23 protein-coding genes, 7 tRNA genes and 3 pseudogenes are annotated in these 21465 nt (G+C 46.1%); 2 read left to right on the forward strand and 31 right to left on the reverse strand.

Features of this window, described 5'->3' with window-relative positions; translation table 11 throughout:
- Positions 1–34: 34 nt before the first annotated feature.
- From AC1DN5_RS14225 to AC1DN5_RS14280, 12 genes and pseudogenes are all read right to left on the reverse strand, one after another.
- Positions 35–375: pseudogene (locus AC1DN5_RS14225) on the reverse strand (cystatin-like fold lipoprotein).
- Between the two features lie 406 nt (positions 376–781).
- Positions 782–1249, reverse strand: coding sequence for a GNAT family N-acetyltransferase (locus tag AC1DN5_RS14230; RefSeq protein WP_366970139.1), 468 nt, complete (start codon positions 1247–1249; stop codon positions 782–784).
- 114 nt (positions 1250–1363) lie between these two features.
- Positions 1364–1545, reverse strand: a pseudogene (locus AC1DN5_RS14235) (IS1595 family transposase); the annotation flags it as partial.
- Between the two features lie 19 nt (positions 1546–1564).
- Positions 1565–1920 (reverse strand): annotated as a pseudogene (locus AC1DN5_RS14240) (cystatin-like fold lipoprotein).
- Between the two features lie 94 nt (positions 1921–2014).
- A tRNA-Leu gene (locus tag AC1DN5_RS14245) sits at positions 2015–2098 on the reverse strand.
- Positions 2099–2160: 62 nt separating this feature from the next.
- Positions 2161–2242, reverse strand: a tRNA-Leu gene (locus AC1DN5_RS14250).
- 8 nt (positions 2243–2250) lie between these two features.
- A tRNA-Lys gene (locus tag AC1DN5_RS14255) sits at positions 2251–2326 on the reverse strand.
- Between the two features lie 33 nt (positions 2327–2359).
- Positions 2360–2434, reverse strand: a tRNA-Gln gene (locus AC1DN5_RS14260).
- 11 nt (positions 2435–2445) lie between these two features.
- Positions 2446–2520, reverse strand: a tRNA-Glu gene (locus tag AC1DN5_RS14265).
- Between the two features lie 19 nt (positions 2521–2539).
- Positions 2540–2630 (reverse strand) — tRNA-Ser (locus tag AC1DN5_RS14270).
- Positions 2631–2633: 3 nt separating this feature from the next.
- A tRNA-Asn gene (locus AC1DN5_RS14275) sits at positions 2634–2708 on the reverse strand.
- Positions 2709–2843: 135 nt separating this feature from the next.
- On the reverse strand, positions 2844–3293 hold the full coding sequence (locus AC1DN5_RS14280; RefSeq protein WP_049627932.1) for a SprT family protein: 450 nt from the start codon (positions 3291–3293) through the stop codon (positions 2844–2846).
- 98 nt (positions 3294–3391) lie between these two features.
- On the opposite strand from AC1DN5_RS14280, the gene cmpA reads away from it, so the two are divergent.
- The gene (cmpA, locus tag AC1DN5_RS14285) at positions 3392–3505 is read left to right on the forward strand and encodes a cortex morphogenetic protein CmpA (RefSeq protein WP_003156164.1); all 114 of its coding nucleotides are present in this window, start codon (positions 3392–3394) and stop codon (positions 3503–3505) included.
- Positions 3506–3514: 9 nt separating this feature from the next.
- On the opposite strand, the gene AC1DN5_RS14290 is transcribed toward cmpA, so the two are convergent.
- The 14 genes from AC1DN5_RS14290 to acpS form a co-directional block, all read right to left on the reverse strand.
- Positions 3515–5674, reverse strand: coding sequence for a Tex family protein (locus AC1DN5_RS14290; protein ID WP_016937166.1), 2160 nt, complete (start codon positions 5672–5674; stop codon positions 3515–3517).
- A gap of 72 nt (positions 5675–5746) precedes the next feature.
- On the reverse strand, positions 5747–6349 hold the full coding sequence (rsbX, locus tag AC1DN5_RS14295) for a phosphoserine phosphatase RsbX (protein ID WP_016937167.1): 603 nt from the start codon (positions 6347–6349) through the stop codon (positions 5747–5749).
- The gene (gene sigB / locus AC1DN5_RS14300; RefSeq protein ID WP_016937168.1) at positions 6349–7137 is read right to left on the reverse strand and encodes an RNA polymerase sigma factor SigB; all 789 of its coding nucleotides are present in this window, start codon (positions 7135–7137) and stop codon (positions 6349–6351) included. Before sigB ends, rsbX begins: the two co-directional genes overlap by 1 nt.
- Complete coding sequence (gene rsbW / locus AC1DN5_RS14305) at positions 7103–7585, reverse strand: anti-sigma B factor RsbW (RefSeq protein WP_003156173.1); 483 nt, start codon at positions 7583–7585, stop codon at positions 7103–7105. Before rsbW ends, sigB begins: the two co-directional genes overlap by 35 nt.
- The gene (locus tag AC1DN5_RS14310; RefSeq protein WP_016937169.1) at positions 7582–7911 is read right to left on the reverse strand and encodes an anti-sigma factor antagonist; all 330 of its coding nucleotides are present in this window, start codon (positions 7909–7911) and stop codon (positions 7582–7584) included. Before AC1DN5_RS14310 ends, rsbW begins: the two co-directional genes overlap by 4 nt.
- A 63-nt stretch (positions 7912–7974) precedes the next feature.
- Entirely contained in the window at positions 7975–8982 is a 1008-nt protein-coding gene (locus AC1DN5_RS14315; protein WP_016937170.1) for a PP2C family protein-serine/threonine phosphatase, read from the reverse strand.
- A gap of 11 nt (positions 8983–8993) precedes the next feature.
- Positions 8994–9395 carry an anti-sigma regulatory factor gene (locus AC1DN5_RS14320; protein WP_003156178.1) on the reverse strand — a complete coding sequence of 134 codons (402 nt, stop codon included), beginning with the start codon at positions 9393–9395 and terminating at the stop codon, positions 8994–8996.
- 2 nt (positions 9396–9397) lie between these two features.
- Positions 9398–9763 (reverse strand): RsbT antagonist protein RsbS, encoded by a 366-nt coding sequence (rsbS, locus tag AC1DN5_RS14325; protein WP_003156180.1) that lies wholly within the window; start codon positions 9761–9763, stop codon positions 9398–9400.
- Positions 9764–9767: 4 nt separating this feature from the next.
- The gene (locus AC1DN5_RS14330) at positions 9768–10589 is read right to left on the reverse strand and encodes an STAS domain-containing protein (RefSeq protein WP_003156182.1); all 822 of its coding nucleotides are present in this window, start codon (positions 10587–10589) and stop codon (positions 9768–9770) included.
- Positions 10590–10709: 120 nt separating this feature from the next.
- Positions 10710–11060 carry a type II toxin-antitoxin system endoribonuclease NdoA gene (gene ndoA, locus AC1DN5_RS14335; protein WP_003156187.1) on the reverse strand — a complete coding sequence of 117 codons (351 nt, stop codon included), beginning with the start codon at positions 11058–11060 and terminating at the stop codon, positions 10710–10712.
- A gap of 5 nt (positions 11061–11065) precedes the next feature.
- A complete protein-coding gene (endB, locus tag AC1DN5_RS14340) occupies positions 11066–11347 on the reverse strand; it encodes a type II toxin-antitoxin system antitoxin EndoAI (RefSeq protein ID WP_003156188.1) in 282 nt (93 codons plus the stop codon).
- A 119-nt stretch (positions 11348–11466) separates the two neighbouring features.
- A complete protein-coding gene (gene alr / locus AC1DN5_RS14345; RefSeq protein WP_016937171.1) occupies positions 11467–12636 on the reverse strand; it encodes an alanine racemase in 1170 nt (389 codons plus the stop codon).
- A gap of 116 nt (positions 12637–12752) precedes the next feature.
- Complete coding sequence (locus AC1DN5_RS14350) at positions 12753–13760, reverse strand: LolA family protein (protein ID WP_016937172.1); 1008 nt, start codon at positions 13758–13760, stop codon at positions 12753–12755.
- A 164-nt stretch (positions 13761–13924) separates the two neighbouring features.
- Positions 13925–14290, reverse strand: a complete 366-nt coding sequence (gene acpS / locus AC1DN5_RS14355) for a holo-ACP synthase (protein WP_095242092.1) — start codon at positions 14288–14290, stop codon at positions 13925–13927.
- 92 nt (positions 14291–14382) lie between these two features.
- On the opposite strand from acpS, the gene AC1DN5_RS14360 reads away from it, so the two are divergent.
- Positions 14383–14982: a rhomboid family intramembrane serine protease gene (locus AC1DN5_RS14360; RefSeq protein ID WP_016937174.1), complete on the forward strand. Its 600-nt coding sequence runs from the start codon at positions 14383–14385 to the stop codon at positions 14980–14982.
- Here the strand turns inward: AC1DN5_RS14360 and AC1DN5_RS14365 are convergent.
- The 5 genes from AC1DN5_RS14365 to AC1DN5_RS14385 all read right to left on the reverse strand — a co-directional run bounded on the left by AC1DN5_RS14365 (position 14979) and on the right by AC1DN5_RS14385 (position 21381).
- Positions 14979–16445, reverse strand: a complete 1467-nt coding sequence (locus AC1DN5_RS14365; RefSeq protein WP_064778179.1) for a PH domain-containing protein — start codon at positions 16443–16445, stop codon at positions 14979–14981. The genes AC1DN5_RS14360 and AC1DN5_RS14365 overlap by 4 nt on opposite strands.
- Entirely contained in the window at positions 16435–16914 is a 480-nt protein-coding gene (locus AC1DN5_RS14370; RefSeq protein WP_029575265.1) for a PH domain-containing protein, read from the reverse strand. The genes AC1DN5_RS14365 and AC1DN5_RS14370 overlap by 11 nt, the downstream gene beginning before the upstream one ends.
- A 116-nt stretch (positions 16915–17030) precedes the next feature.
- Complete coding sequence (gene cshA / locus AC1DN5_RS14375; protein WP_047476319.1) at positions 17031–18518, reverse strand: degradosome RNA helicase CshA; 1488 nt, start codon at positions 18516–18518, stop codon at positions 17031–17033.
- Positions 18519–18847: 329 nt separating this feature from the next.
- Complete coding sequence (locus AC1DN5_RS14380; protein WP_064778180.1) at positions 18848–20218, reverse strand: UDP-N-acetylmuramoyl-tripeptide--D-alanyl-D-alanine ligase; 1371 nt, start codon at positions 20216–20218, stop codon at positions 18848–18850.
- 77 nt (positions 20219–20295) lie between these two features.
- The gene (locus tag AC1DN5_RS14385) at positions 20296–21381 is read right to left on the reverse strand and encodes a D-alanine--D-alanine ligase (protein ID WP_013351087.1); all 1086 of its coding nucleotides are present in this window, start codon (positions 21379–21381) and stop codon (positions 20296–20298) included.
- Between the last annotated feature and the right edge of the window lie 84 nt (positions 21382–21465).

Here is a 21465-nt window from a genome sequence, read left to right on the forward strand (position 1 = left end):
TCATACAAAAAAAGCCTCGAGCAGACATATAAATCTACTCTTCCAACTTTGTTTCTTTTCCTTTAACTTCTTCATAATCAGGTGTTTTCTTATACAGACCAAGTCGGTCGCCATCCCCATCACCCGGCATATGTGCCATTTCAGGAATCTCCAAGCTTCTCATAAATAAGAATAAGTAGTAAGTTTGCGAGAACTCTTTTCTGGCTGATAAAACGCAAGTTGAATATACTTCCCGTTATCATATACACGAATTATGGCGTTATCTCTCTTGTACTCATCAGAAGCAGCTCTCATTTCTTTTCTGGCTTTCTTCTCCTGCTTAATTACTTCATTAATTGCATTATCATATTTACTACCGCCGCATGCAGTCAGCAGAAAGCATTTAGTTTTTTTGTCACCAAATCATATGGAATTTTGCTTCTCTTTAAAAAACCCTGCTGCAAGAAAGCTCCCCCATCTCCACTAAATTGTTGGAATATTTAGATTAATCGTTATGGCAGATCGAACATTTCTTGACAGATTTTAAACATAAAAAAAGAGCAGACTTCTATGTCTGCTCCAAATCCTTACCAATCCAATCCGCCAATATCAGCATAGACACCAGGATAATTAGGAAGAAAACGCAAGTTTGCTCCTTTAAATGTCATGCTATTCCCATTTAACTTAATCCTCTTATCCTCACCCGTAAAATGGCCTTTAACATATTTCGTGCCCAATACCGTATCACCCATTATGCCTTTTCTTACAACAGCATATTTGATACCTGTATTGTTATGTATTTTTATAACTTTAAACTCATAATGTACTGCTCACCGATTATGCCCATTTTTCTAATTCCTGTATCTTGAAACCCAACTTTTAGATACAGTTTTTGAGCAGCTATATTTTTATGATTAACAGCTAAAACAATTTCATTACAGTCGGGGAATTCCTCAGCAACGAATTTCTTTAGTAATAACAAAGCTTGCTTAGCGTAGCCTTTTCCTTGTTTGACTTGATTGATTGATAATGCTGTTAGCAACATAGCCTGCGGGTTATCCGAATAGTCCTTCACTTCGTCAGTTGCGTGTAATAAAAAAAACCCAACTGGTTCTCTATCATTAAGTATAACAATCCGATACTGTCCTTCTGTTACTTCTTTATAATTGCCCGGTAACGAAGTAAATTGAACTTGCACTTTAGGAAGTTCAAAAGAATCCAAAATATCACTATATTCTTCCGAAAAGTATACTAACTCAGTTTTATTCATTTGTCATTCCCCCTTAATTTCATAATACAATAAGAACTTACGTTTTGTGAATTGAAGTAAATATGAAGATAATTCTTTCACTAAACTGCCCGTTAGTTGATAAAAGAAATAACCTTAAACAGTAAACTTTGATAATCTAAGTGTATTATACGTTTCTATATTTGGAATTAAATTCTCTTTTTTATCATATCGTTCACCGTAACTTCATTTCTCTGATGATGGATGCTTTCTAATACTTGAAATCACGCCCACGCAAGGTAATTGTTCAGATATTTGGTCGCCACACCGTTAAAACGCAGACATAAAGTCTACTCCTTAGTTTTTGGTTTCCTTCCCTTTAACTCTTATACAGACCAAGTCGGTCGCCATCACCACCACCCGGCATATGTGCCATTTCAGGAATCTCCAAGCTTCTCATAATAAGAATAGGTAGTAAGCTTGCGAGAACTTTCTTCTGGCTGATAAAACGCAAGTTGAATATACTTCCCGTCATCATATACACGAATTATGGCGTTATCTCTCTTGTACTCATCAGAATCAGCTCTCATTTCTTTTCTAGCTTTCTTCTCCTGCTTAATTACTTCATTAATTGCATTATCATATTTACTACCGCCGCACGCAGTCAGCAGAAGCAAAGCGAATATATTAAGGAAAATAAAAAGGTTCTTCAAAAAGAGATAGCTGACAAATCATACGACGGACAGTAACAGATAAATGTCTATAAACAAAAAATACCAAAGGTATCTAAACCCTTGGTATCATTGATGCGGCCGAGAGGACTTGAACCTCCACGGGTTATTCACCCACTAGGCCCTCAACCTAGCGCGTCTGCCATTCCGCCACGACCGCATGTTATGAAGCTGTTTTTCCACTAAGCATATAAGCTAGTGATCAGCACTTTGAAAATAAAGTGCGGGTGAAGGGACTCGAACCCCCACGTCGTAAGACACTAGATCCTAAGTCTAGCGCGTCTGCCAATTCCGCCACACCCGCGTGACAAGTGGTGAGCCATGAAGGACTCGAACCTTCGACCCTCTGATTAAAAGTCAGATGCTCTACCAACTGAGCTAATGGCTCGCTCTAAAAGTGATTCAAAATTTTAAAATAAAATGGCTGGGCTAGCTGGATTCGAACCAACGCATGACGGAGTCAAAGTCCGTTGCCTTACCGCTTGGCTATAGCCCAACGAAGGTAAATGGTGACCCGTACGGGATTCGAACCCGTGTTACCGCCGTGAAAGGGCGGTGTCTTAACCGCTTGACCAACGGGCCGTCTGGTTGAGAACTTATCTGGCGGAGAAGGAGGGATTTGAACCCTCGCGCCGCTTACGCGACCTACACCCTTAGCAGGGGCGCCTCTTCAGCCACTTGAGTACTTCTCCATATGGCTCCACAGGCAGGATTCGAACCTGCGACCGATCGGTTAACAGCCGATAGCTCTACCACTGAGCTACTGTGGAATAATCAGACTTTCTTCATTATAAATGATGCGACATATTGTGTCAATAAGCAACATTTATTTTTTTAAGAAAGTGTCGTTGTCTCTCAACGACTTTTATAATTTAACATAGAACATTAAAATGAGTCAAGTCTTTTTAAAAAATTCTTTTGATTTTTCCCCTGCACTTTCCGCAGGCATATCTTTCCGGATTCATTGCCCGCTTCTTTATATACTGTTGGCCGCAGGCCGTGCATCTATACATATATGTTTTCTTTTGTGTCTTTTTTGTTTGGAGCGGCGTGCAGAATCTCGGCGCTCCGACTTTCTGAAGCAGGTCTCTGAAGTCTTTGTCTCTGTGCTTGTACCCTTTTCCTTCAAGGTGAAGGTGATAATGGCAAAGCTCGTGTTTGATGATGCCTACCAGCTCGCTCCGGCCATGTTCGAGCAGATATTTGCGGTTTAATTCGATGTTATGGGAAGACAGCATGTACCGGCCGCCTGTCGTTTTCAGCCGGTCATTGAAAAAGGCCCGGTGACGGAACGGCTTCCCGAAATCCTGTGCAGAGATGTCTTCCGTCAGCTTTTGAAGTTGTTCGTTATCCATATGTGCACCCCGCTTAAAAACATCGAACGGGACAATTTACCGTTCGCATACAATATGTTAAAACCGCCCTCTAACTAAAAGCTGAGGAGGAATGAGCCATGCCGAATTGGCTGATGAAACAAATGCAAAAAGCGTTTTTAGAAAAGGACAATTATCAAATCAAACTGCTGAACCAGTGCTGGTATTTCTACAGAAAAAAACACTGCTCGTAAGCAGTGCTTTTATTTTACCATAGACAGCGACACTCTGCCCTTTTGCACGTCCACCCCTTCGACCCATACGGTGACAATGTCTCCGACCGATACGATGTCGAGAGGATGTTTGACGAACTGATTGCTCAGTTTTGAGATGTGCACAAGCCCGTCTTGCTTGACGCCGATATCGACGAAAGCGCCGAAATCCACAACGTTGCGGACGGTGCCCTGCAATTCCATTCCTTCCTTTAAATCCTCAAGCTGCAGAACGTCTTTTTTCAGCAAAGGCTTCGGCACTTCGTCACGGGGATCGCGTTCCGGCCTTGTCAGCTGTCCGCAAATATCTGCAAGTGTAATTTCCCCTATACCGAGCTCCTCAGCCGTCTCAGACAGCGGCAGTGCGCTGATTTTCTCTTTTACGTCCGCGCTTCCGATCTGATCTGCAGTGAGCTGCAGTTTTTTGAGCAGCGCCTTTGTCTCTTTATAGCTTTCCGGGTGTATCCCGGTGCGGTCAAGCGGCTCCTGGCCTCCGGGCACTCTCAAGAAGCCGATGCATTGTTCATATGTTTTTGCGCCGAGGCGCGGGATTTCTTTCAGCTCTTTACGATTTGTAAATTTGCCGAGTTCTTCCCTTTTTTTGACGATATTGCCGGCGACGGTTTTGGATAATCCGGCTACATATTGAAGCAGCGCGGCGGATGCTGTGTTGACATTTACCCCGACTTGGTTGACGACGGTTTCTACGACAAAACGGAGAGATTCGTTTAATTGCTTTTGGCTGACATCATGCTGGTATTGCCCGACACCGACGGATTTAGGATCAATTTTTACAAGCTCGGCCAGCGGGTCCTGCAATCTTCGCGCGATGGAGACGGCGCTGCGCTCTTCGACTTGAAAATCCGGAAATTCCTCACGGGCGATTTCTGACGCGGAATACACGCTTGCTCCGGCCTCATTGACGATGACGTAATAAATGTCCCGCTCTGTTTCTTTTAACACATCAACGACGAATTGCTCTGTCTCCCGTGATGCCGTGCCGTTCCCGATCGCCACAACCTCGACTTCGTACCGGTCCAGCAATTCTTTGATTTTTTTCCGGGCTTCCGCTGTCTTTTTGACGGGAGCGTGCGGATAAATGACGTCGATTTTCAGCACTTTTCCCGTCTCGTCAACGACTGCCAGTTTGCATCCCGTACGGAAAGCCGGATCGACGCCGAGCACGACTTTTCCCTTCATCGGCGGCTGCAGCAGGAGCTTACGCAGGTTTTCAGCGAAAATATGGATCGCCTGCGCGTCTGCTTTTTCTGACAGCTCTTTGCGGATGTCACGCTCAATAGCCGGCTGGATCAGGCGTTTGTAACTGTCCTCAATGGCTTCTTTCAGCGTTTCTTTCACAGGCGTTTCACGGTGTTTGATGATTTGCTTTTCTAAATAAGCTTTTATCTGATCGGCGGGCGGTTCGATCGCAATCTTTAAAATGCCTTCTTTTTCACCGCGGTTCATCGCGAGCACTCTGTGAGGAACGACCTTTTGGATCGGCTCTTCGTACTCATAGTACATTTCATAGACGTTTTTCTCATCGTCTGCGGCTGACTTGCCTGCCGCGGATGTGAGAATTCCTTTTTTATACGTTTCCTGGCGGATCCACTTTCTGAAATGAGGATCATCCGAGATTTGTTCGGCTATGATGTGCTTCGCGCCTTCAATGGCTTCTTCCCTTGTGGCGACTTCCTTTTCTGCATTGATATATTGATCAGCCGTTTCGTGTAGACGGTTTTCTTTCGGGAGTGAAAGAATATAGTCCGCAAGCGGTTCAAGCCCTTTGCTTTTGGCGACGGTCGCTTTTGTTTTCCGTTTTTGTTTGAAGGGACGGTATAAATCCTCGACTTCCTGAAGCTTGGCCGCTTGTTCGATTTTTTGCTTCAGTCCGTCCGTCAGCTTGTCCTGTTCGGCGATCAATCTGATGACTTCTTCTTTCCGCTGCGTCAGGTTTTGTATGTACTGCCACCGCTCGGAGATTGCCTGAATCTGCACCTCATCCATTGAGCCGGTCTGCTCTTTTCGGTACCGCGCAATAAACGGAACGGTATTGCCGTCTTCAAGCAGGCGGATGACACTTTCGACATGTTTTTGGGATAACGCTGTTTCTTCAGCAATTTGTTTTTTCAAAAGGGCTAATGTTTCCATCTCACCAAAGCCTCCATCTCTTCATTCTTTCTCTAGTGTATCAAAAAACGGCGGAACATAAAAAAAGCAGCCTTACGATAAAAGCTGCCCGAGAATATAGGTCAAATCATCACGTCTGGATGTTGTGTACGGATGAATTGATTTTGATATATCTTCTATTGAGTGTCCCTGCTTTAAGCAAGTGCGGATATGCGGAACCTCCAGCCCATCCGTGTAGATGATGAATGTCGCCCCTTTTTCGTATGATGACGTATACGTTTTGTATTTTTGCGGTTTGCCTGAGAGGTAACCCGAAATCGGGAGCGGATGAAAGACTTCGCCTGATGGGGAGTGCAGAAAGAAACGGACATTCCCGATCGAACAGTATGTCAGTTCTCTTTTGGTGAAATTGATTTTTAAGATGGAGGCAGTCGCCCCTCTTTTGTTTTTCATCGCTTGGTTACAGCGCTCAATGATGCTTTCCACATCCTCATCCGCATATGTTTCCACGATGTCTTTAATAGCTGAGGAGGATTCGTTGGCAAGGGATCCGCTGCCGAGACCGTCGGCTACCGCGCAAACCAATTCCTCTTCATCCGCCTTTATGAAAAAGCTGTCCCCGCATATGGACTTGCCTTCTTTATTTAATTGGTATACAAGAGTTTGAACATGTTCGTTTTCTTCAACCTGAATCATTACATTAGCTCCATGGAGGGATCTCCAATCAAGGCCTCTCTCAGTTTTTTCACCGCTTTCCGCTGTAGGCGCGAGACGTGCATTTGAGATATTCCGAGAATGTCCCCTGTTTCTTTTTGGCTTTTATTTTGCACAAATGTTAGATCGATAATTTGTTTTTCGCGGTCAGACAGCACATGAAGCACGCTTTGGATCATCATCTGCTGGTTGACGCGTTCGTATCCTTCCTCGTGCGAACCGACGATATCAAGGATCGTGACGGTGCTTCCGTCTGCATCCGCTTCGATGCTGTGATCGACAGAAAGCGCCTGATAGCTTTTTCCCATCTCCATCGTTTCAAGCACTTCCTCTTCTGACACATCGAGAAAGGCTGCGATTTCTTCGACTTTCGGCGACCGCTGTGTCTCTGTCGTCAGCTGATCCACCGCCATTTTAATGCGCGGCCCGAGTTCTTTAATCCGTCTCGGGACGTGTACGCTCCATGTTTTATCTCGGAGGAAGCGTTTGATCTCGCCGATGATGGTCGGAATCGCAAATGCTTCAAAGGATTTGCCGACCTCCGGATCATAGCGTTTAATGGCGCCGAGAAGCCCGATCATCCCGACCTGGCGGAGATCCTCGTGAAAGCTTTTTCCTTTTGAATATTTCTTTGCCAGCATTTCGACGAGATTGGTATACACCTCGACGAGTGTCTCCTGGGCTTTTTTATTATCATGTATTTGAAAGTCGCGTATGAGCCGATCAACTTCATCTTTAGTTAGTTTCGTAGTTTTTGATGGTTGTGCCATGATCAACTCGCTCCCCATTTAAATACTTTGTCATCGCCACGGTTACGCCAGAGTTGCTTTGAACTTTGACTTCATCCATGAGCGTTTCCATTAAATATAGACCGAGTCCTCCTTCTGACAATTGATCGACTGTGTGCGAAGGCGTGTACGGCCCGAGATCCTGCTGCTTCTGATCAAAATCAAAGCTGTCTCCCTGATCGGCGACAATGACCTCCAGCCGATCCTCAAACACACCGAACCGCACGGATACTTCTCCCTTGTTTTCATCTTTGTATGCATGCTGGACAGCGTTTGTACAAGCTTCGCTGACAGCGATTTTCAAATCTTCAATGTCATCGTAGGTATAGCCCATTCTGCTGGCGACACCTGATAATGTAAGCCTGACGATCCCTACGTATTCCGGTTCGGCCGGAATTTTCATCTCAATATAATCAACTGATGTACTCATTGCACGCCACCTTCTGACTTTGCCGAAATGTCGATGATATCCTTAAGCCCCGTAATTTCAAACAGACGGACGAGCCGATCGGAAAGATTCTCAAGCTTCAAAGAACCGCCTTCCTTGCTCACCGTTTTAAACACGCCTACAAAAACGCCTAAACCCGTACTGTCCATATAGTTTACATCTTTTAAGCAGATTCTCATGTTTTTCCCCTCGTTTGCCAAGGGCATCAGCTTTTCACGAACCACCGGAGCTGAGTATACATCGATTTCTCCAGCGATATTGATTTGTATATCTGAAAGATTCTCCTTCATATCTACCGTTAAATTCATCGTATCACCTCTGAAAGTTATCCTTACTCGTGCTAATGGCTTTTTACCCGTGCTGCCGTTTTGTTAAACCTTTCTTTTCAAAACTATTAACGTAAAATCGTCATGAAGCTGAAAGTCCTGGAGTCTCAGCAGGCTGTCGTAAATATTTTTGACCATATCCTGCGCCGAGCATTCCATATGTTCTTCCAGCATGCGCTGAATGTCGCTGCGCTCCAAGAAACCGTTTTCGGTACGGCATTCGGTGACGCCGTCAGAAAAAAGAACGATCATGTCTCCTTCGTCCATGTGCTGTTCGTATTGGCTGTAATCAAAATCCTGAGAAATTCCCAGCACCAATCCTTTTGCCTCCAGATCATAAAACTTCTTTTCTTTTTCAGAGTAGTAGAAGCCCGGTTCATGCCCCGCAGAAGCATACGTAAATTGGTGATTTTTCGTATTGTAGTTTGCGTAAAACATGGTGATAAACATGCTTGAGTCCACATTCTGTTCTACAACGCGGTTAAGGTTTTTCAACACTTGGGAGGGGTGAATGCCGATCTCTGGAAGAGAGTCCATGGCATACTTGATCATCGACATGCACAATGCGGCGGGGATTCCTTTTCCGATGACATCGGCTATCGCGATGTTAATCGATTCCTTGTCTTTGACAAAGTGATAATAGTCCCCGCTCATCTGCTTGGCGGGAACGCTGATCGCCCCGATATCCAGCTCTTCTTCTTCAGGAATTTTTGTGCCCAGCAGCGTCTGCTGGACATTTGCGGCAATTTCAATTTCTGAACGAAGCTCCTGCTGGATATCTCTCAGACTTTGATGTTCCTGATAAGCCATCCCGTAGCCAATCATGACTTCTATTAAAAAATCCAGCGAATGAAAAACATCTTCCGGCAGATCCGGATACAGTTCCTTTATTACTTTTCGGTGGATGCTGATAATTTCCTCCGGAGGAACCTGATGTTCAATCGTTTTTCGGCTGAATTTTTGGGCTTGATATAAAGATGTTTCTGTTAATTCGGCTATATATCGGCTAAGCAGCTGATGGTACCGCTGCTCTATAACCTCCCTGAAATCCACGTTCTAACCTCCTACCGAAGCCATTTCACGGCTTGAATCTCTGTTCCTTCCTCTGCAACAGATTGCAGGCTGAATTCATCCATCAGCCTTTTGACGCCCGGAAGCCCCGCTCCCAGTCCGCCAGACGTTGAAAAGCCGTCTTCCATCACTTTACGGATGTCGGGGATTCCGGGTCCTTTGTCTTCTGCTATGATTTTAAGGCCTTTTTTACCTCTGTCGTTTACTTGTTCTATGCTGACCTGGCCCTTGCCGGCATATAAGTAGATATTTCTGGCCAATTCTGAGATAGCCGTCGTGATTCTGGCCTGGTCCACCGTGCCGAAGCCTAATTCCTTCGCAACGTTGCGGCCAAGCTGTCTGGCGGCTACGATATCCCATTCTGTCATGATTTTCACACAGGATTGGTCGTTCATCGCTATTCCCCCAATTCCCGCTTCAATGTCTCAAGCCCTTGCTCTAAGTCGAGCGCTGTTTCGATTTCCTCAAGTGAGATTCCGAGTTCAATCAATGTGACCGCCACAGCCGGCTGAATTCCCGTCAACACGACTTTTGCGCCCATTAATTTTGACATGGTAATGACATCGCCGAGCACTTTCGCGATAAATGAATCGATCATATCAACGGATGTCAGGTCGATGACGACCCCGTTCGCGCCGGTTTCATAGATTTTGTTCAGCAGGTCTTCCTGAAAATGCAAAGCAGTCTGATCGTCAAGTTCCCATTGAATGGATACCAATAAGCAGTTATACAGTTTCAAGATCGGGATTTTTGGATGTCTCACAATGTTATTCCCCCAATGAAACGATTTTTCGATTTGTCATTTCAAGCGCTGTTTGAATTCCTTTTTGAAGGGTATTCTTCGTAATAACCTGTGACAAATCAATTCCCAGATTAACGATCGTCTGCGCGATTTCCGGACGGATTCCGACGAGCAGGCATTTCGCGCCGACAAGCCGCACCGCTTCCGATGCCTGGATAATATGGTGCGCCACCATCGTATCAACGACCGGCACGCCCGTAATATCAATCAATACAACCTGTGAACGGTGCTTCACCACGCCGTTTAACAGATTTTCCATAATGTGCTTTGCACGCTCCGTATCAATCGTCCCGACAAGCGGCATGACCGTTACATGCTCAAATACCGGGATCAGCGGAGCCGACAGTTCCTGAAGCGCGATTTTTTGCAAAGTAACCGTTTTTTCCCAGGAGATAGAATACTGATTTAAGATTTCCGTGTTTATCGGATTGAAAAAGCTGTCTATTTCCAAAATCAAATCCGCTCTGTCCTGATCGGCCATATTAAGGTCGACCATCGTTTCGTAAAGCAGTTTCCAAAACTCTGACAGGGTGGCTGAAAGAAGTTTCAGTGACAGGCCGAGCTGAACGGCGCGCAGTGCGAGTTCACTGATCTGCTCTTCGGTAGCCTCGTCATTTTTAGTCGATAATAAAAGAATGTCTATATAATCTTTACAAATATTTTCACATATGTGATTCGTAAGCTGATAGTCTTCCTGATTGCCTACTTCTTTTAGTTTGGCTGTCCAAGTATCAAGCAGTTCATCATGCTGATCAATAATGAACTGATACACTTTCTGATTCGACATGGGTTTCACTGACCTCCCGACACAAAACAACAAATTTTGTTTGATTATCTCTTTATTATAGCGCTTATGTTTTTCGAAAACAAAAAAAGTTGCTCTTTATGAGCAACCAGAAAAATATGACTAAAAATCAATGAGTGCCAAACTGATTTGCAGGGCTTCATCAACCTTATCCATCATTTCATCATCCAGATGAGTTATTTTATCCGTTAATCTTTGCTTGTCAATCGTCCGAATTTGCTCCAGCAAAATAACGGAATCTCTTTCAAAACCGTAGCGTTTTGCATCAATTTCGACGTGGGTTGGTAATTTCGCTTTCTGTATTTGGGCTGTTATGGCTGCAACAATAGCAGTCGGGCTAAAGCGATTTCCGATATCATTCTGGATCACTAAAACCGGGCGTACGCCGCCTTGCTCTGAGCCAACAACAGGAGATAAATCAGCAAAATAAACATCGCCGCGCTTTACAATCAAAATGATTATCCTCCGCTGACTAAGCGCTCAACGGTCGTTTCTGCTTCGCACTCAGCATAGTGAGCCTCAGAAGAAATGTTCAAGTTGATTTTCGCCATTTCCATATACCCGCGTCTCATCAAATCACGGTTGTGGCGAGTTGTCCGTTCGCTGACATACGCTCTCACTGCTTGTGATATCAGTTCGTTTCTGCTTCGTTTCTCCCGCATCGCTACACCATCCAATTCAGCTACTAAGTTTTCAGGCAAGCTGATTTTCATTTCGGTTCTTGCGCTGGATTCAGACAAAAAACATACACCTCCACCAAACTTACGGATACGACCAATTCATCCATCCAGACATAATGATACCATTATTCAAACGTCAAGCAAAGCTGTTTTATAAATTCTCTTTTTCCGGATGACGGCTACTTGCTTGTATTTTCTTGCAGTAAAGGATTTCTTACTTCCATTATACTCTCATTTTCCAAAAACATACGGGGAACGCGGGAACTAATGGTACAAGGGACCTCGTAATTAATCGTCTCAAGCCGCCCGGCGATTTCGTCCATCGTGATCGTTTCTTCTTTCTGGCTGCCGATCAGGGTGACTTTGGTGCCCGGCGGATAAGATTGGTCTAATTCGACCATCAATTGATCCATGCAGATCCTTCCGGCAATGTTCATCCGTCTGCCGCCGATCAGCACAGCCGTACCGCTCAGCTTGCGGAGCCATCCGTCTGCATAGCCGATGGGAACGGTTCCGATCCATTGATCCTTCTCTGCCGTATATGTTGCACCGTAGCTGACGCTTTCCCCTTTGCGGATTTTTTTCACATGGGATAAAACAGAGTGCAGTGCAAAAGCCGGCTTTAATTGAAACGGAATTTCGTTTTGGATGTCAGCGGAAGGACGGAGCCCGTACATACTGATGCCGAAACGAACCGCGTTAAAAAAGCCTTTTTTAAGACGAAGTCCGGCAGCGCTGTTCGCGCAGTGGACCATCAATTCTTTTAAAGGAAGCGGAGCGATCAATTTTTTAAAGCGTTCAAATTGGAAGAGGAAATAATCTCTGTTTTTTTCATCCGCGGTTGCAAAATGGGTGAATACGCCTTTACAGACTAAACCGGGATTTTGGCCGAGGATTTTTAACACGCTTTGGATTTCTTCCTCCGTTTTGACTCCGAGTCTGTTCATGCCGGTATCGACTTTCAGGTGAAACGGCACTGTTTCACTTCCGAGGTGGCGCGCAGCTTCCTGAAGCCATTCAACAGAATATCCCGTCAGTGTGACGTCATATTCGGCAGCGGCTTGTACATATTCAGGGGGCACGGCGCCAAGGACGAGAATCGGCGCTGTAATGCCCCGTTTTCTCAAGGAGATCGCCTCATCCAGTATCGCTACGGCAAGACACGAGGCACCCGCTTCAAGCGCGGCTTTCCCGACTTCCAAATCTCCGTGGCCGTAAGCGTTCGCCTTTACAACCGCCATGAGATGGACGTTTTCGCCGATGTGTTTTTTCATATGTGTGACATTTTCTTTAATCGCAGACAGGTTGATTTCCGCCCACGTTTCTCTGTAAAAGGATGCTGTGTTCACTCGATACACTTCCTAGCATTATTTTCAAACCATATTGTTATTATCATACTAAAATTATGCTGCAAAGTGAAATGGAATCAAAAAAAGAGGCCGGCAGCGGCGGCCTCTTTTTGACGTTATTTTGAAGACTGTCCCTGCATGCTTTTGGCGGCGGCCACCATTTCGTCTTTCGTAAGATCCTTCGATGACAGGAGGTAATCCACTCCGTCATATGTCCACGTTAAAGACGTATCGGATAGTGCTGCGACCGTGAAGCCGAGATTAACCGGTTCGCCTTTCAGCGTGACGGCAGAGGCTGCTTTTGCGATTTGGGCTTTTTCTTGAATGAGCGTGAATGATTTTTCCCCGCCGTATGTCATGACGACCCGTTTGCCGTCCGCGGTTGAAATATCTTTCTCTTCAAGCTTTTTGACGCCGGCCGGCACTTGAAGCGGTGTTTTGACGGCAAATGAATCAGACGGCTTAGCGCTTGTGGCGACGTCCATCTGGGAAAGCGTCATGTTTTTCTTCTCGTCAAAAGAGTCTTTGTCAAACGGTTTGTTGAATTCAAAGCTTTTGAATTCGACTTTTACCATCACTTTCCGGTCTGTATCCATGACTTTGACGAGCGACGGGCTCATGTCCTTTTTGTTGAAAGTGATTTCTTGCGTCGGCAGCATTTTGTTATGCTGATAGTTTGTTTTTGTTTCAAACGTGTACTTTTTATCTTTGGCGGAATAGACGGCGTCTTTGTCATTTTGCACGTCTTTTACAAGTGACTCAAACAAATATACTTGGCTGCTGTTATTCGGCCAGTCGCTTTGGAAGCGGAAGCTCTTATTTAAAGACGGCGTGAGGACAAAGACTCCGTTGGCGTTCCGTAAAATGACTTGATTTTGGTCTTTTTTCGGATTTTCCAGATAGACCCGGTACAGGGAAGGTTTTTTATGCCAGATTTCCACATTGTATACTTGCGGATCACTCCCCGTTTCAATGGTCATTTTGGCTTTTGCTTTGTACGAGGTGTATTCTTTCGCCTTCTTATCTAAACCGGTCACGATATCTTCCTGTGATTTTTGGCCGCAGGCCGAAAGAATAAGGACGGCAAGCAGTCCCGTTAAAAGCAAAACAAAGCTTTTTCTCACCTTTTTCCAACCCCTTCTTCTCAATTGATGTAAAGGGAAGAAATCGCTTGTTTGACTTTAACGGTACGCCCTGAACGGCCGGACGCGTACCATAAAAGCCTCAAACAACTTGTCTCCCTTAATGCACTATCAAATATATGAAGGGGTTTCGGCTAATATGCAGACTAGCGTGACAACCTTTCAATCACGACCTGCGCCGCGGCGTATTCTTTTGTATGGGTAATGGAGACGTGAATTGCCGCGCCGTCAAGCTTGGCGCAGGTCAGCACTGGCTTTCCGGCCGGGTCCTTTCCGATTTCAATATCCTGAAAGCTGAGCTCTTTGCCGATACCCGTGCCGTACGCTTTCGAAAAGGCTTCTTTTGCCGCAAATCTCCCCGCGAGAAATTCAATTTTCCTTTTGTCCGACAGCTGTGTAAAACGGACGTATTCACCGTCCGTCAATATTCTTTGCGGAAATCTCGTCTGCCGACTGAGCATGTTTTCAATTCTGTGCAGTTCAACGATGTCGATTCCGATTCCGAAAATCATGTGAATTCCTCCTAAAAGTCCGTACTAAAAAACGGTTTGTGTCATAAACGTGTTACTATATATGTAACAAATCAAGTGCAAAGGGGCTTGCGATGTTTATACGAACGGAAAATTTCCAGACTTTTATCAGACGTTATCCCGCCGTCAGCTGTATTCTGGCGCTTCAGGCGTTTTTATGGCTGTTTTTCAGCCTGCCGCTTCATTCCGTCATGATGTGGTCAGATGCAGTGACCGGCTATAATTACGGCGTTTTCGAGGGAGAATGGTGGCGGCTGGTGACACCAATGTTTTTACACGCGAATTTCACCCATCTCCTGTTTAACTCCATGTCTCTGTTTTTATTCGCGCCCCCGCTTGAGCAGATGCTCGGAAAAGTCCGTTTTCTGATTGTGTACATCGCGTCAGGCATCATCGGCAATATCGGCACGTATCTTGTCGAGCCGCTTGATTATGTGCATGTCGGCGCATCAGGGGCGATCTTCGGACTTTTCGGCGTGTATGTGTTTCTGACTGTCTTCCGGAAAGAGCTGATCGGCCGGGACCAGTCAAAAATGATTATGACGCTGCTTGTCATCGCGGTGCTGTCGACCTTTATCAATTCTAATATTAACATTATGGCGCATTTGTTCGGACTGGCAGGCGGATTTTTGCTTTCTTTTTTATGCGTGCAGCAAAAAAAGCGGCGGTATTAACCGTCCGCTTTTTCATATGAATACCAGCGCCCGATGCGTTCGGCATCTTCCTCACTGACATCCTTCAGCATGACATGCTCCATGTGGTGAGCTGATTTCACCGCGGTAGCCACTGATGCGAGCCGTCTTCTTTTTTGCAGAATAGACCGGCTGACTTCAAACATCTGCATTCTTCTTCTCAGCATAATCGTGGTCGTCTTCCCGATCAGCCTCGTGGTGATCTGAAGCCTGCCGCCGTTTATGCACCATGACGCTGTCCTAAACGAGGCATATCCAAGCACCAGTTCGGCAGGAAGCACAAGCAGCGATGCATATCCCCACGGTTTAAACAGAATACAAAGCGGGATGATCACGAAAACCGAGAAGATTATGGATCGGAATAAATACCGGCGCAGCGCCCTTTTCGGCAAATGATTCCGGTTTTCTTCCAGCACGTAATCCGGTGTGAAATCGTTCAGCATCACACCGAGCTTGGATCTGCGGATGATCGGAAACAGAATCGTTTGAGCGCCTTCTTTCTCATTCCCCGCCCTGCCTGCACTGACAATCGCAACCGTCGCGTATCCGAATAGCTGTCTGATGACATTTTCTTTAATTTTAATGGCCTGAATTTTACGGAGCGGGATCGTCACTTGATGCTTTTCAATAATTCCGCGTGTAATGACCAATTCATGTTCCTTTTTCTCTATTTTGAAGTTGGCATGCTTGATCATCATACCGGCGATGCTTAACAGCCAGGCGATGAACAATCCTATGAAAATGATCACGGCGTAAATGCCGATGCTCGCATGCTTGAGAAAAGAGAACCTGTCATAGAGCCAGTCCATCGGAAATACTTCATCAATCTGAGAAAAGAGGGCGAATACCGCTGAGATGATGACACCGATTCCCCCGGATGTTGAAGCCGCCATAAGCAGCTCGCCTAAAGACAGCCGGTAGACGGATTGCACATCACCCCTAGGCATCGGCTCCTGCTCCGCCGCTGTCTCTCGGTGTTCTTCCAGCTCGGCTTTTTGCTGAAAAACCGCCGCTCTGATCCGTTCCGCCTCTTCCACGGTAATGGCGGATAAGACGGCCTCGGCATTTTTTCCGTCGCCGGCCGTTTCGATTTGCAGCTTAACCAGCTTAAAAAGCTGCTGAATGACGCCTGCACTCGTATTCATTGATTGAATCCGGTCAATGGAGATGTATCTTTTTTTTGTAAAAAATAAGCCTTCTTCTATTCTGAATTCCCCGTCTTCAATGCGATATGTAAACTTTCTCCATTCGATCACGCTTGCTGCAATCAGCCAGATAAGCAAAACGGCGAGCGCAATGCCTCCGTAAAAGCGGATGAAATGGTTGGAATTAACAATATAGACAAGAAAAAATGGCAGAATAATGTTTTTAATGGTTTCGATAATAATATGGAATAAGTTCAAAATCACGGCCGCCGGGTGCAGACGTTTCGGCTCAGACATCATCTTCCGTCACCCTTGCCAGACGGGAAATGGAATCCCTCAGCCGGTCAGCTTCCTCCATATCAAGCGCCGGAATGGAATGAACGGTCGCCGCCGTGGAGATTTTGACTGAGGCCAGGCGGTATCTTCTGAGAAGCGGGCCTTGTGAAGTATCTACGTGCTGCACCCTCACCATCGGCACAATGACCCGTTTGACAATAAAAATGCCGGATTGAATATCTATTTCATTTTCATGGACTTCATAACGCCAGATCCTGTGCCTGATTTTCGGTATGGCATAGATGGATATTACTGAGCCGATGATCCAAATGATGCCAAGGACTCCGGTGATCCAATATGGCCAATGGAAGAAATGGCTTAAAACAGCTGCTGCTATAACGGCCAGAAGACAAACGGCGGACAGGATGATTTCCTGAAGACGCCAGACTTTTAAGCCGCTTGGACTGATTCGATTTTTTGGCTGTGCTCTCAACATACCTACCTCCCATTTTTTATCATACATACAAATACGGCTGATTTGCAAAAAAGATTCACTTTCCGGCATATCGAAAAAAAGCGGACCCTGTAAAAGGGTCCGCTTCCTGTGTTTTAGTATGATTTTTTCTGGCGTCTGTCACCTGAAGAACGGCGGTCAGTTGAACGTTTTTTATCGTAGGAAGAACGGTTGGTGTTTTTCCCTTTGCCGCCGCCGCGGTAGCCGCCGCCTTGGCCGTCTCTGCGCTTAGAAGTGCGCTGGTTTTTATAGCGTTTGCTGACCATCGGCGCTTCATCAGTGAGGCGTACAGGCGTGCTGTCCGGCTCTTTTGTCGCCATTTTGATGGCTGCAGCCACAACTGTCACTGCATCATGATCTTCTAATAATTCCGCAGCTGCCGTCATGTAGAAGTTCAGGTTGTTTTCGCTGATCGCCGTGCGCAGACGGTCAACCGTCACCTGCTGCTGTCCTTCTAATGCTTCGTCAAGCGTCGGCTCTTTCATGCGGTCCATTTTGCGTTTTGTCGTTTGTTCAATCGCGCGAAGCATGCTTTTCTCACGCGGTGTGATAAACGTCATCGCCATACCCGTTTTTCCTGCACGGCCCGTTCTTCCGATACGGTGAACGTAGCTTTCAGGATCTTGAGGCACGTCAAAGTTGTACACGTGTGTTACGCCTGAGATATCAAGTCCGCGGGCGGCAACATCAGTCGCTACAAGCACTTCGATTGCACCTTCTTTAAATTTGCGAAGCGCAACCATACGCTTCGCCTGCGTTAAGTCGCCGTGAATTCCTTCAGCTGCATATCCGCGCAGGTTCAAGGCTTCAGCCAGCTCATCAACACGGCGTTTTGTACGTCCGAATACGATCGCAAGTTCCGGAGACTGAATGTCAAGAAGACGAGTCAGCGTATCGAACTTTTTACGCTCTTGCACTTCCAAGTAGAACTGCTGAATGTTAGAAACAGTCATTTCTTTCGCTTTTACTTTTACATGCTCAGGCTCAGTCATGAAACGCTCTGCGATCCGTTTGATCGGAGCAGGCATTGTTGCTGAGAATAGAAGCGTCTGATGCTCGCTCGGCACGTTTGAGAGAATTGATTCGATATCATCAATGAATCCCATGTTCAGCATTTCATCGGCCTCATCCATGACAACCGTATTCACGTTGTTAAGACGGATCGTGCGGCGGTTGATATGGTCAAGAAGACGCCCCGGCGTACCTACGATGATATGCGGGTTTTTCTTCAATGCGCGGATCTGACGCCCGATATCCTGGCCGCCGTAAATAGGCAGCACTTTCGCGCGCTTATCTTGTCCGATTTTATATAACTCTTCAGATACTTGAATGGCTAATTCACGGGTTGGCGCGATTACGATTGCTTGAATATTAGGAGACTCGGGGTTCATTTTTTCAACAAGGGGTATACCGAACGCAGCTGTTTTACCTGTACCTGTTTGCGCTTGTCCGATGACATCTTTATTTAAAAGTCCGAGCGGAATCGTTTGTGCCTGAATCGGTGTTGCTTCTTCAAATCCCATACGGTTGATTGACTTCATGAGATCAGAACTTAATTGGAAATCTTGAAACGTTATAGTCAAATTATTCAAACTCCTTCTGATTGCTGTTTCAGTAATGTCGTGATTTACCACTAAAAACTGCCCTTTCATCAAAGGACAGGATCATACGTATACAAAGCCCGAATTACTTTACGTTTAATCTTACCATTACACTATGTGTTTTTCAATAAGGCGAGATGTTCAAGCTGCCGGAAGCGGCCTGACCGGATTCTTCCCGCAAATGACGTCGGCCCCCGCGCCGGGCGGGATTTTCCAGCCGGCGGTCTTTCTTTTTCATACGGACAGAATTATTTCACCCGGATTTAGTTTCTTCATTTTTATAAATTTTTATGAGGCTGATCAGTATTTCTTCAGTTCTCCTCTAATAAATCTTTAACGATTTCTTCAAGCTTCATACCTCTTGATGCTTTAAACAGAAGGAGATCGCCGGAAGCGGCCTTTTCCTGTATGGCGTGAAGCAGTTCTTTTTTTTCGAGATAATGGCTGACGCGGCCTTCTTCAAAATGCCGGCGTGCTCCGTCAGCGATGAACGCGCCGAGAGTGCCGTACGTAAATACATGGTCGATCTCCTCCGGATTGATCGCGGCCCCGCATTCTTCGTGGAATGCTTTTTCATGATCACCGAGTTCAAGCATATCACCAAGCACGAGCATTTTCTTCCGGTAGCCTTTCATCGTTTCGATTAATTCGACCGCCGCTTTCATTGACGTCGGACTTGCATTATACGCGTCGTTAACGATTGAGATGCCGTTATCCGTTTTGACCAATTCCAATCTCATTCCCGTCACTTTCAGGCGGCTCAGTCCCAGAGCGGCATTTTCGGGCGTAATGCCGAAATAGATGCCCGCGGCGTATGCGGCCATGGCATTCATGACATTATGTCTGCCGAGAACGGGAACAAAGAAAGAACGATCAATACCGTCGATACTGAAATAAGTGCCTTCTTCCGCCTGTTTCATTTCTTTCAGGCGGAGATCATTGTCCGCGCCTGCGCCGTATGTCGTTGTCCGGCAAGTGTACGCCCTTTCGCGAAGCAGCGGCTCATCCCCGAAATAAAACAGAACGCCGTCTTCCCGAAGTCCGTTTATAATTTCTAGTTTCGCCTCCGCAATTCCTTCTCTTGAGCCTAAATCCTGCATATGGGATTCGCCGATATTGGTAATGACGGCAGCTTCCGGTTCGGCGAGACGGCTCAGAAAATCAATTTCGCCTCTCGCGCTCATCCCCATTTCTAAAACGGCGATTTCTGTATCTTCGGGCATAGCAAGCACCGTCAGCGGCAGGCCGATATGGTTGTTGAAATTGCCTGCGGTTTTGTGAACGCGGTATTGAGTGCCGAGGACGGCGTGAAGCATGTCTTTTGTTGTCGTTTTTCCGTTGCTTCCGGTCACCCCGATAACCCGTGTGCCGAGCTCTTTTAAGTAAGCTTTTGCCAATGTTTGCAGCGCCTCCAGCGTGTCATCGACAAGGATCACGGCACGCTCTTGCGGCGGATTCGGCTCAGAGCGGTCCCACAATACCGCGGAGACGCCTTTTTCGAATGCTTGCGGCACAAAGGTATGGCCGTTAAAATGCTCTCCTTTTAAAGGAATGAACAGCTGATTTTTTTCCAAAGTCCGCGTATCGGTTGCGGCGCCCTCAATCATCGTTTGTTCAAATACAGGATTTGTCAGTGTGCCTTTGACCATGTCTGCGATTCGTTTTACAGTTCGCTTTATCAAAGGTGGCACCTCGCTTTCTGAAAATGTTGTCTGTTACGGGAAAAGACACTGCCCTCTTCAGGCAGTGTCCGTCTTCATTAAAATGTATGTTTAATCAGCTGTTTTTCGGCATGGCGTTCTTTTGCCAGCTCAACCAGCTGCTCGATCAGATCGCTGTAATCTACGCCGGCTTCTTTCCACAGCAGCGGGAACATGCTGAATGGCGTAAAGCCCGGCATTGTGTTCACTTCGTTAATGAGCACTTGACCGTCATTGGTCAGGAAGAAATCGGCGCGGACAAGGCCTGAGCCATCAATCGCTTTGAAGGCTTTAATCGCCATCTCGCTGATTTCCGCGTACTGTTCATCCGTCACTTGCGCGGGAATCATTAAATCCGTGTCGCCGTCTTCGTATTTCGCTTTATAGTCGTAAAAGTCGGTCTTCGGAGCGATTTCACCGACGGCGGAACATTTCGGTTCGTCATTTCCGAGCACGCCGATTTCGATTTCTCTGCCGGCGATTCCTTCTTCCACAACAATTTTCCGGTCATACTCAAAAGCCAGTTCGAAGGCTTTTTCAAGCTCTTCACGGTTTCGGCATTTGCTGATTCCGACACTTGATCCGAGGTTCGCCGGTTTGACAAAGCACGGATACCCCAGCTCCTCTTCAACCTGTTGTAAGCAGCTGTCCGGCGTCTGTTTCCAATCCTTTTTTAAGAAAGCGGCATACTTCGCCTGCGGAAGCCCCGCTTGAGCAAACAAATGCTTCATGATGACTTTATCCATGCCGGCTGATGATGCAAGCACTCCGTTGCCGACATAAGGAACATTCAGCAGCTCCAGCAGTCCTTGAATCGTGCCGTCTTCACCGTTCGGTCCGTGGAGAAGCGGAAATACGACGTCAATCGGCGCCTTCTCGTCAGCCGACGCTTCAGGAAACATTTCCCGGTTCAATGCTGAAAGAGCGAAACTTTCACCGTTTTGTTCCAGCTGAAGCATTTTCACGTTGGAAACCGGTTCAGTCAGAAGCGGGCCTCTTTGCCACTCTCCTTTTTCAGTGATGTAAATCGGATGTATATCAAACTTATCAGTATTAAGCGCTTTTGTTACAGCCAGTGCTGTCTGCAGCGATACATTGTGTTCGGCTGACTTTCCGCCGTACACCAATCCTAGACTTGTTTTCAATGGATATTCCCCCCACAGCAATTCATCTTTACTATCTTATCATTTTCATCAGAAAATGATCTAATTATTTTTGGGCATTCTGAA

Source organism: Bacillus sp. 01N42_2, from assembly GCF_056399565.1.

Excerpts from the sequence above, each read along its gene's own strand:
- AC1DN5_RS14230 (WP_366970139.1), bottom strand. The coding sequence starts at position 1,249 with ATGAATAAAACTGAGTTAGTATACTTTTCGGAAGAATATAGTGATATT.
- AC1DN5_RS14280 (WP_049627932.1), bottom strand. The coding sequence starts at position 3,293 with ATGGATAACGAACAACTTCAAAAGCTGACGGAAGACATCTCTGCACAG.
- cmpA (WP_003156164.1), top strand. The coding sequence starts at position 3,392 with ATGCCGAATTGGCTGATGAAACAAATGCAAAAAGCGTTTTTAGAAAAG.
- AC1DN5_RS14290 (WP_016937166.1), bottom strand. The coding sequence starts at position 5,674 with ATGGAAACATTAGCCCTTTTGAAAAAACAAATTGCTGAAGAAACAGCG.
- rsbX (WP_016937167.1), bottom strand. The coding sequence starts at position 6,349 with ATGATTCAGGTTGAAGAAAACGAACATGTTCAAACTCTTGTATACCAA.
- sigB (WP_016937168.1), bottom strand. The coding sequence starts at position 7,137 with ATGGCACAACCATCAAAAACTACGAAACTAACTAAAGATGAAGTTGAT.
- rsbW (WP_003156173.1), bottom strand. The coding sequence starts at position 7,585 with ATGAGTACATCAGTTGATTATATTGAGATGAAAATTCCGGCCGAACCG.
- AC1DN5_RS14310 (WP_016937169.1), bottom strand. The coding sequence starts at position 7,911 with ATGAATTTAACGGTAGATATGAAGGAGAATCTTTCAGATATACAAATC.
- AC1DN5_RS14320 (WP_003156178.1), bottom strand. The coding sequence starts at position 9,395 with ATGAACGACCAATCCTGTGTGAAAATCATGACAGAATGGGATATCGTA.
- AC1DN5_RS14330 (WP_003156182.1), bottom strand. The coding sequence starts at position 10,589 with ATGTCGAATCAGAAAGTGTATCAGTTCATTATTGATCAGCATGATGAA.
- acpS (WP_095242092.1), bottom strand. The coding sequence starts at position 14,290 with ATGATTTTCGGAATCGGAATCGACATCGTTGAACTGCACAGAATTGAA.
- AC1DN5_RS14360 (WP_016937174.1), top strand. The coding sequence starts at position 14,383 with ATGTTTATACGAACGGAAAATTTCCAGACTTTTATCAGACGTTATCCC.
- AC1DN5_RS14365 (WP_064778179.1), bottom strand. The coding sequence starts at position 16,445 with ATGATGTCTGAGCCGAAACGTCTGCACCCGGCGGCCGTGATTTTGAAC.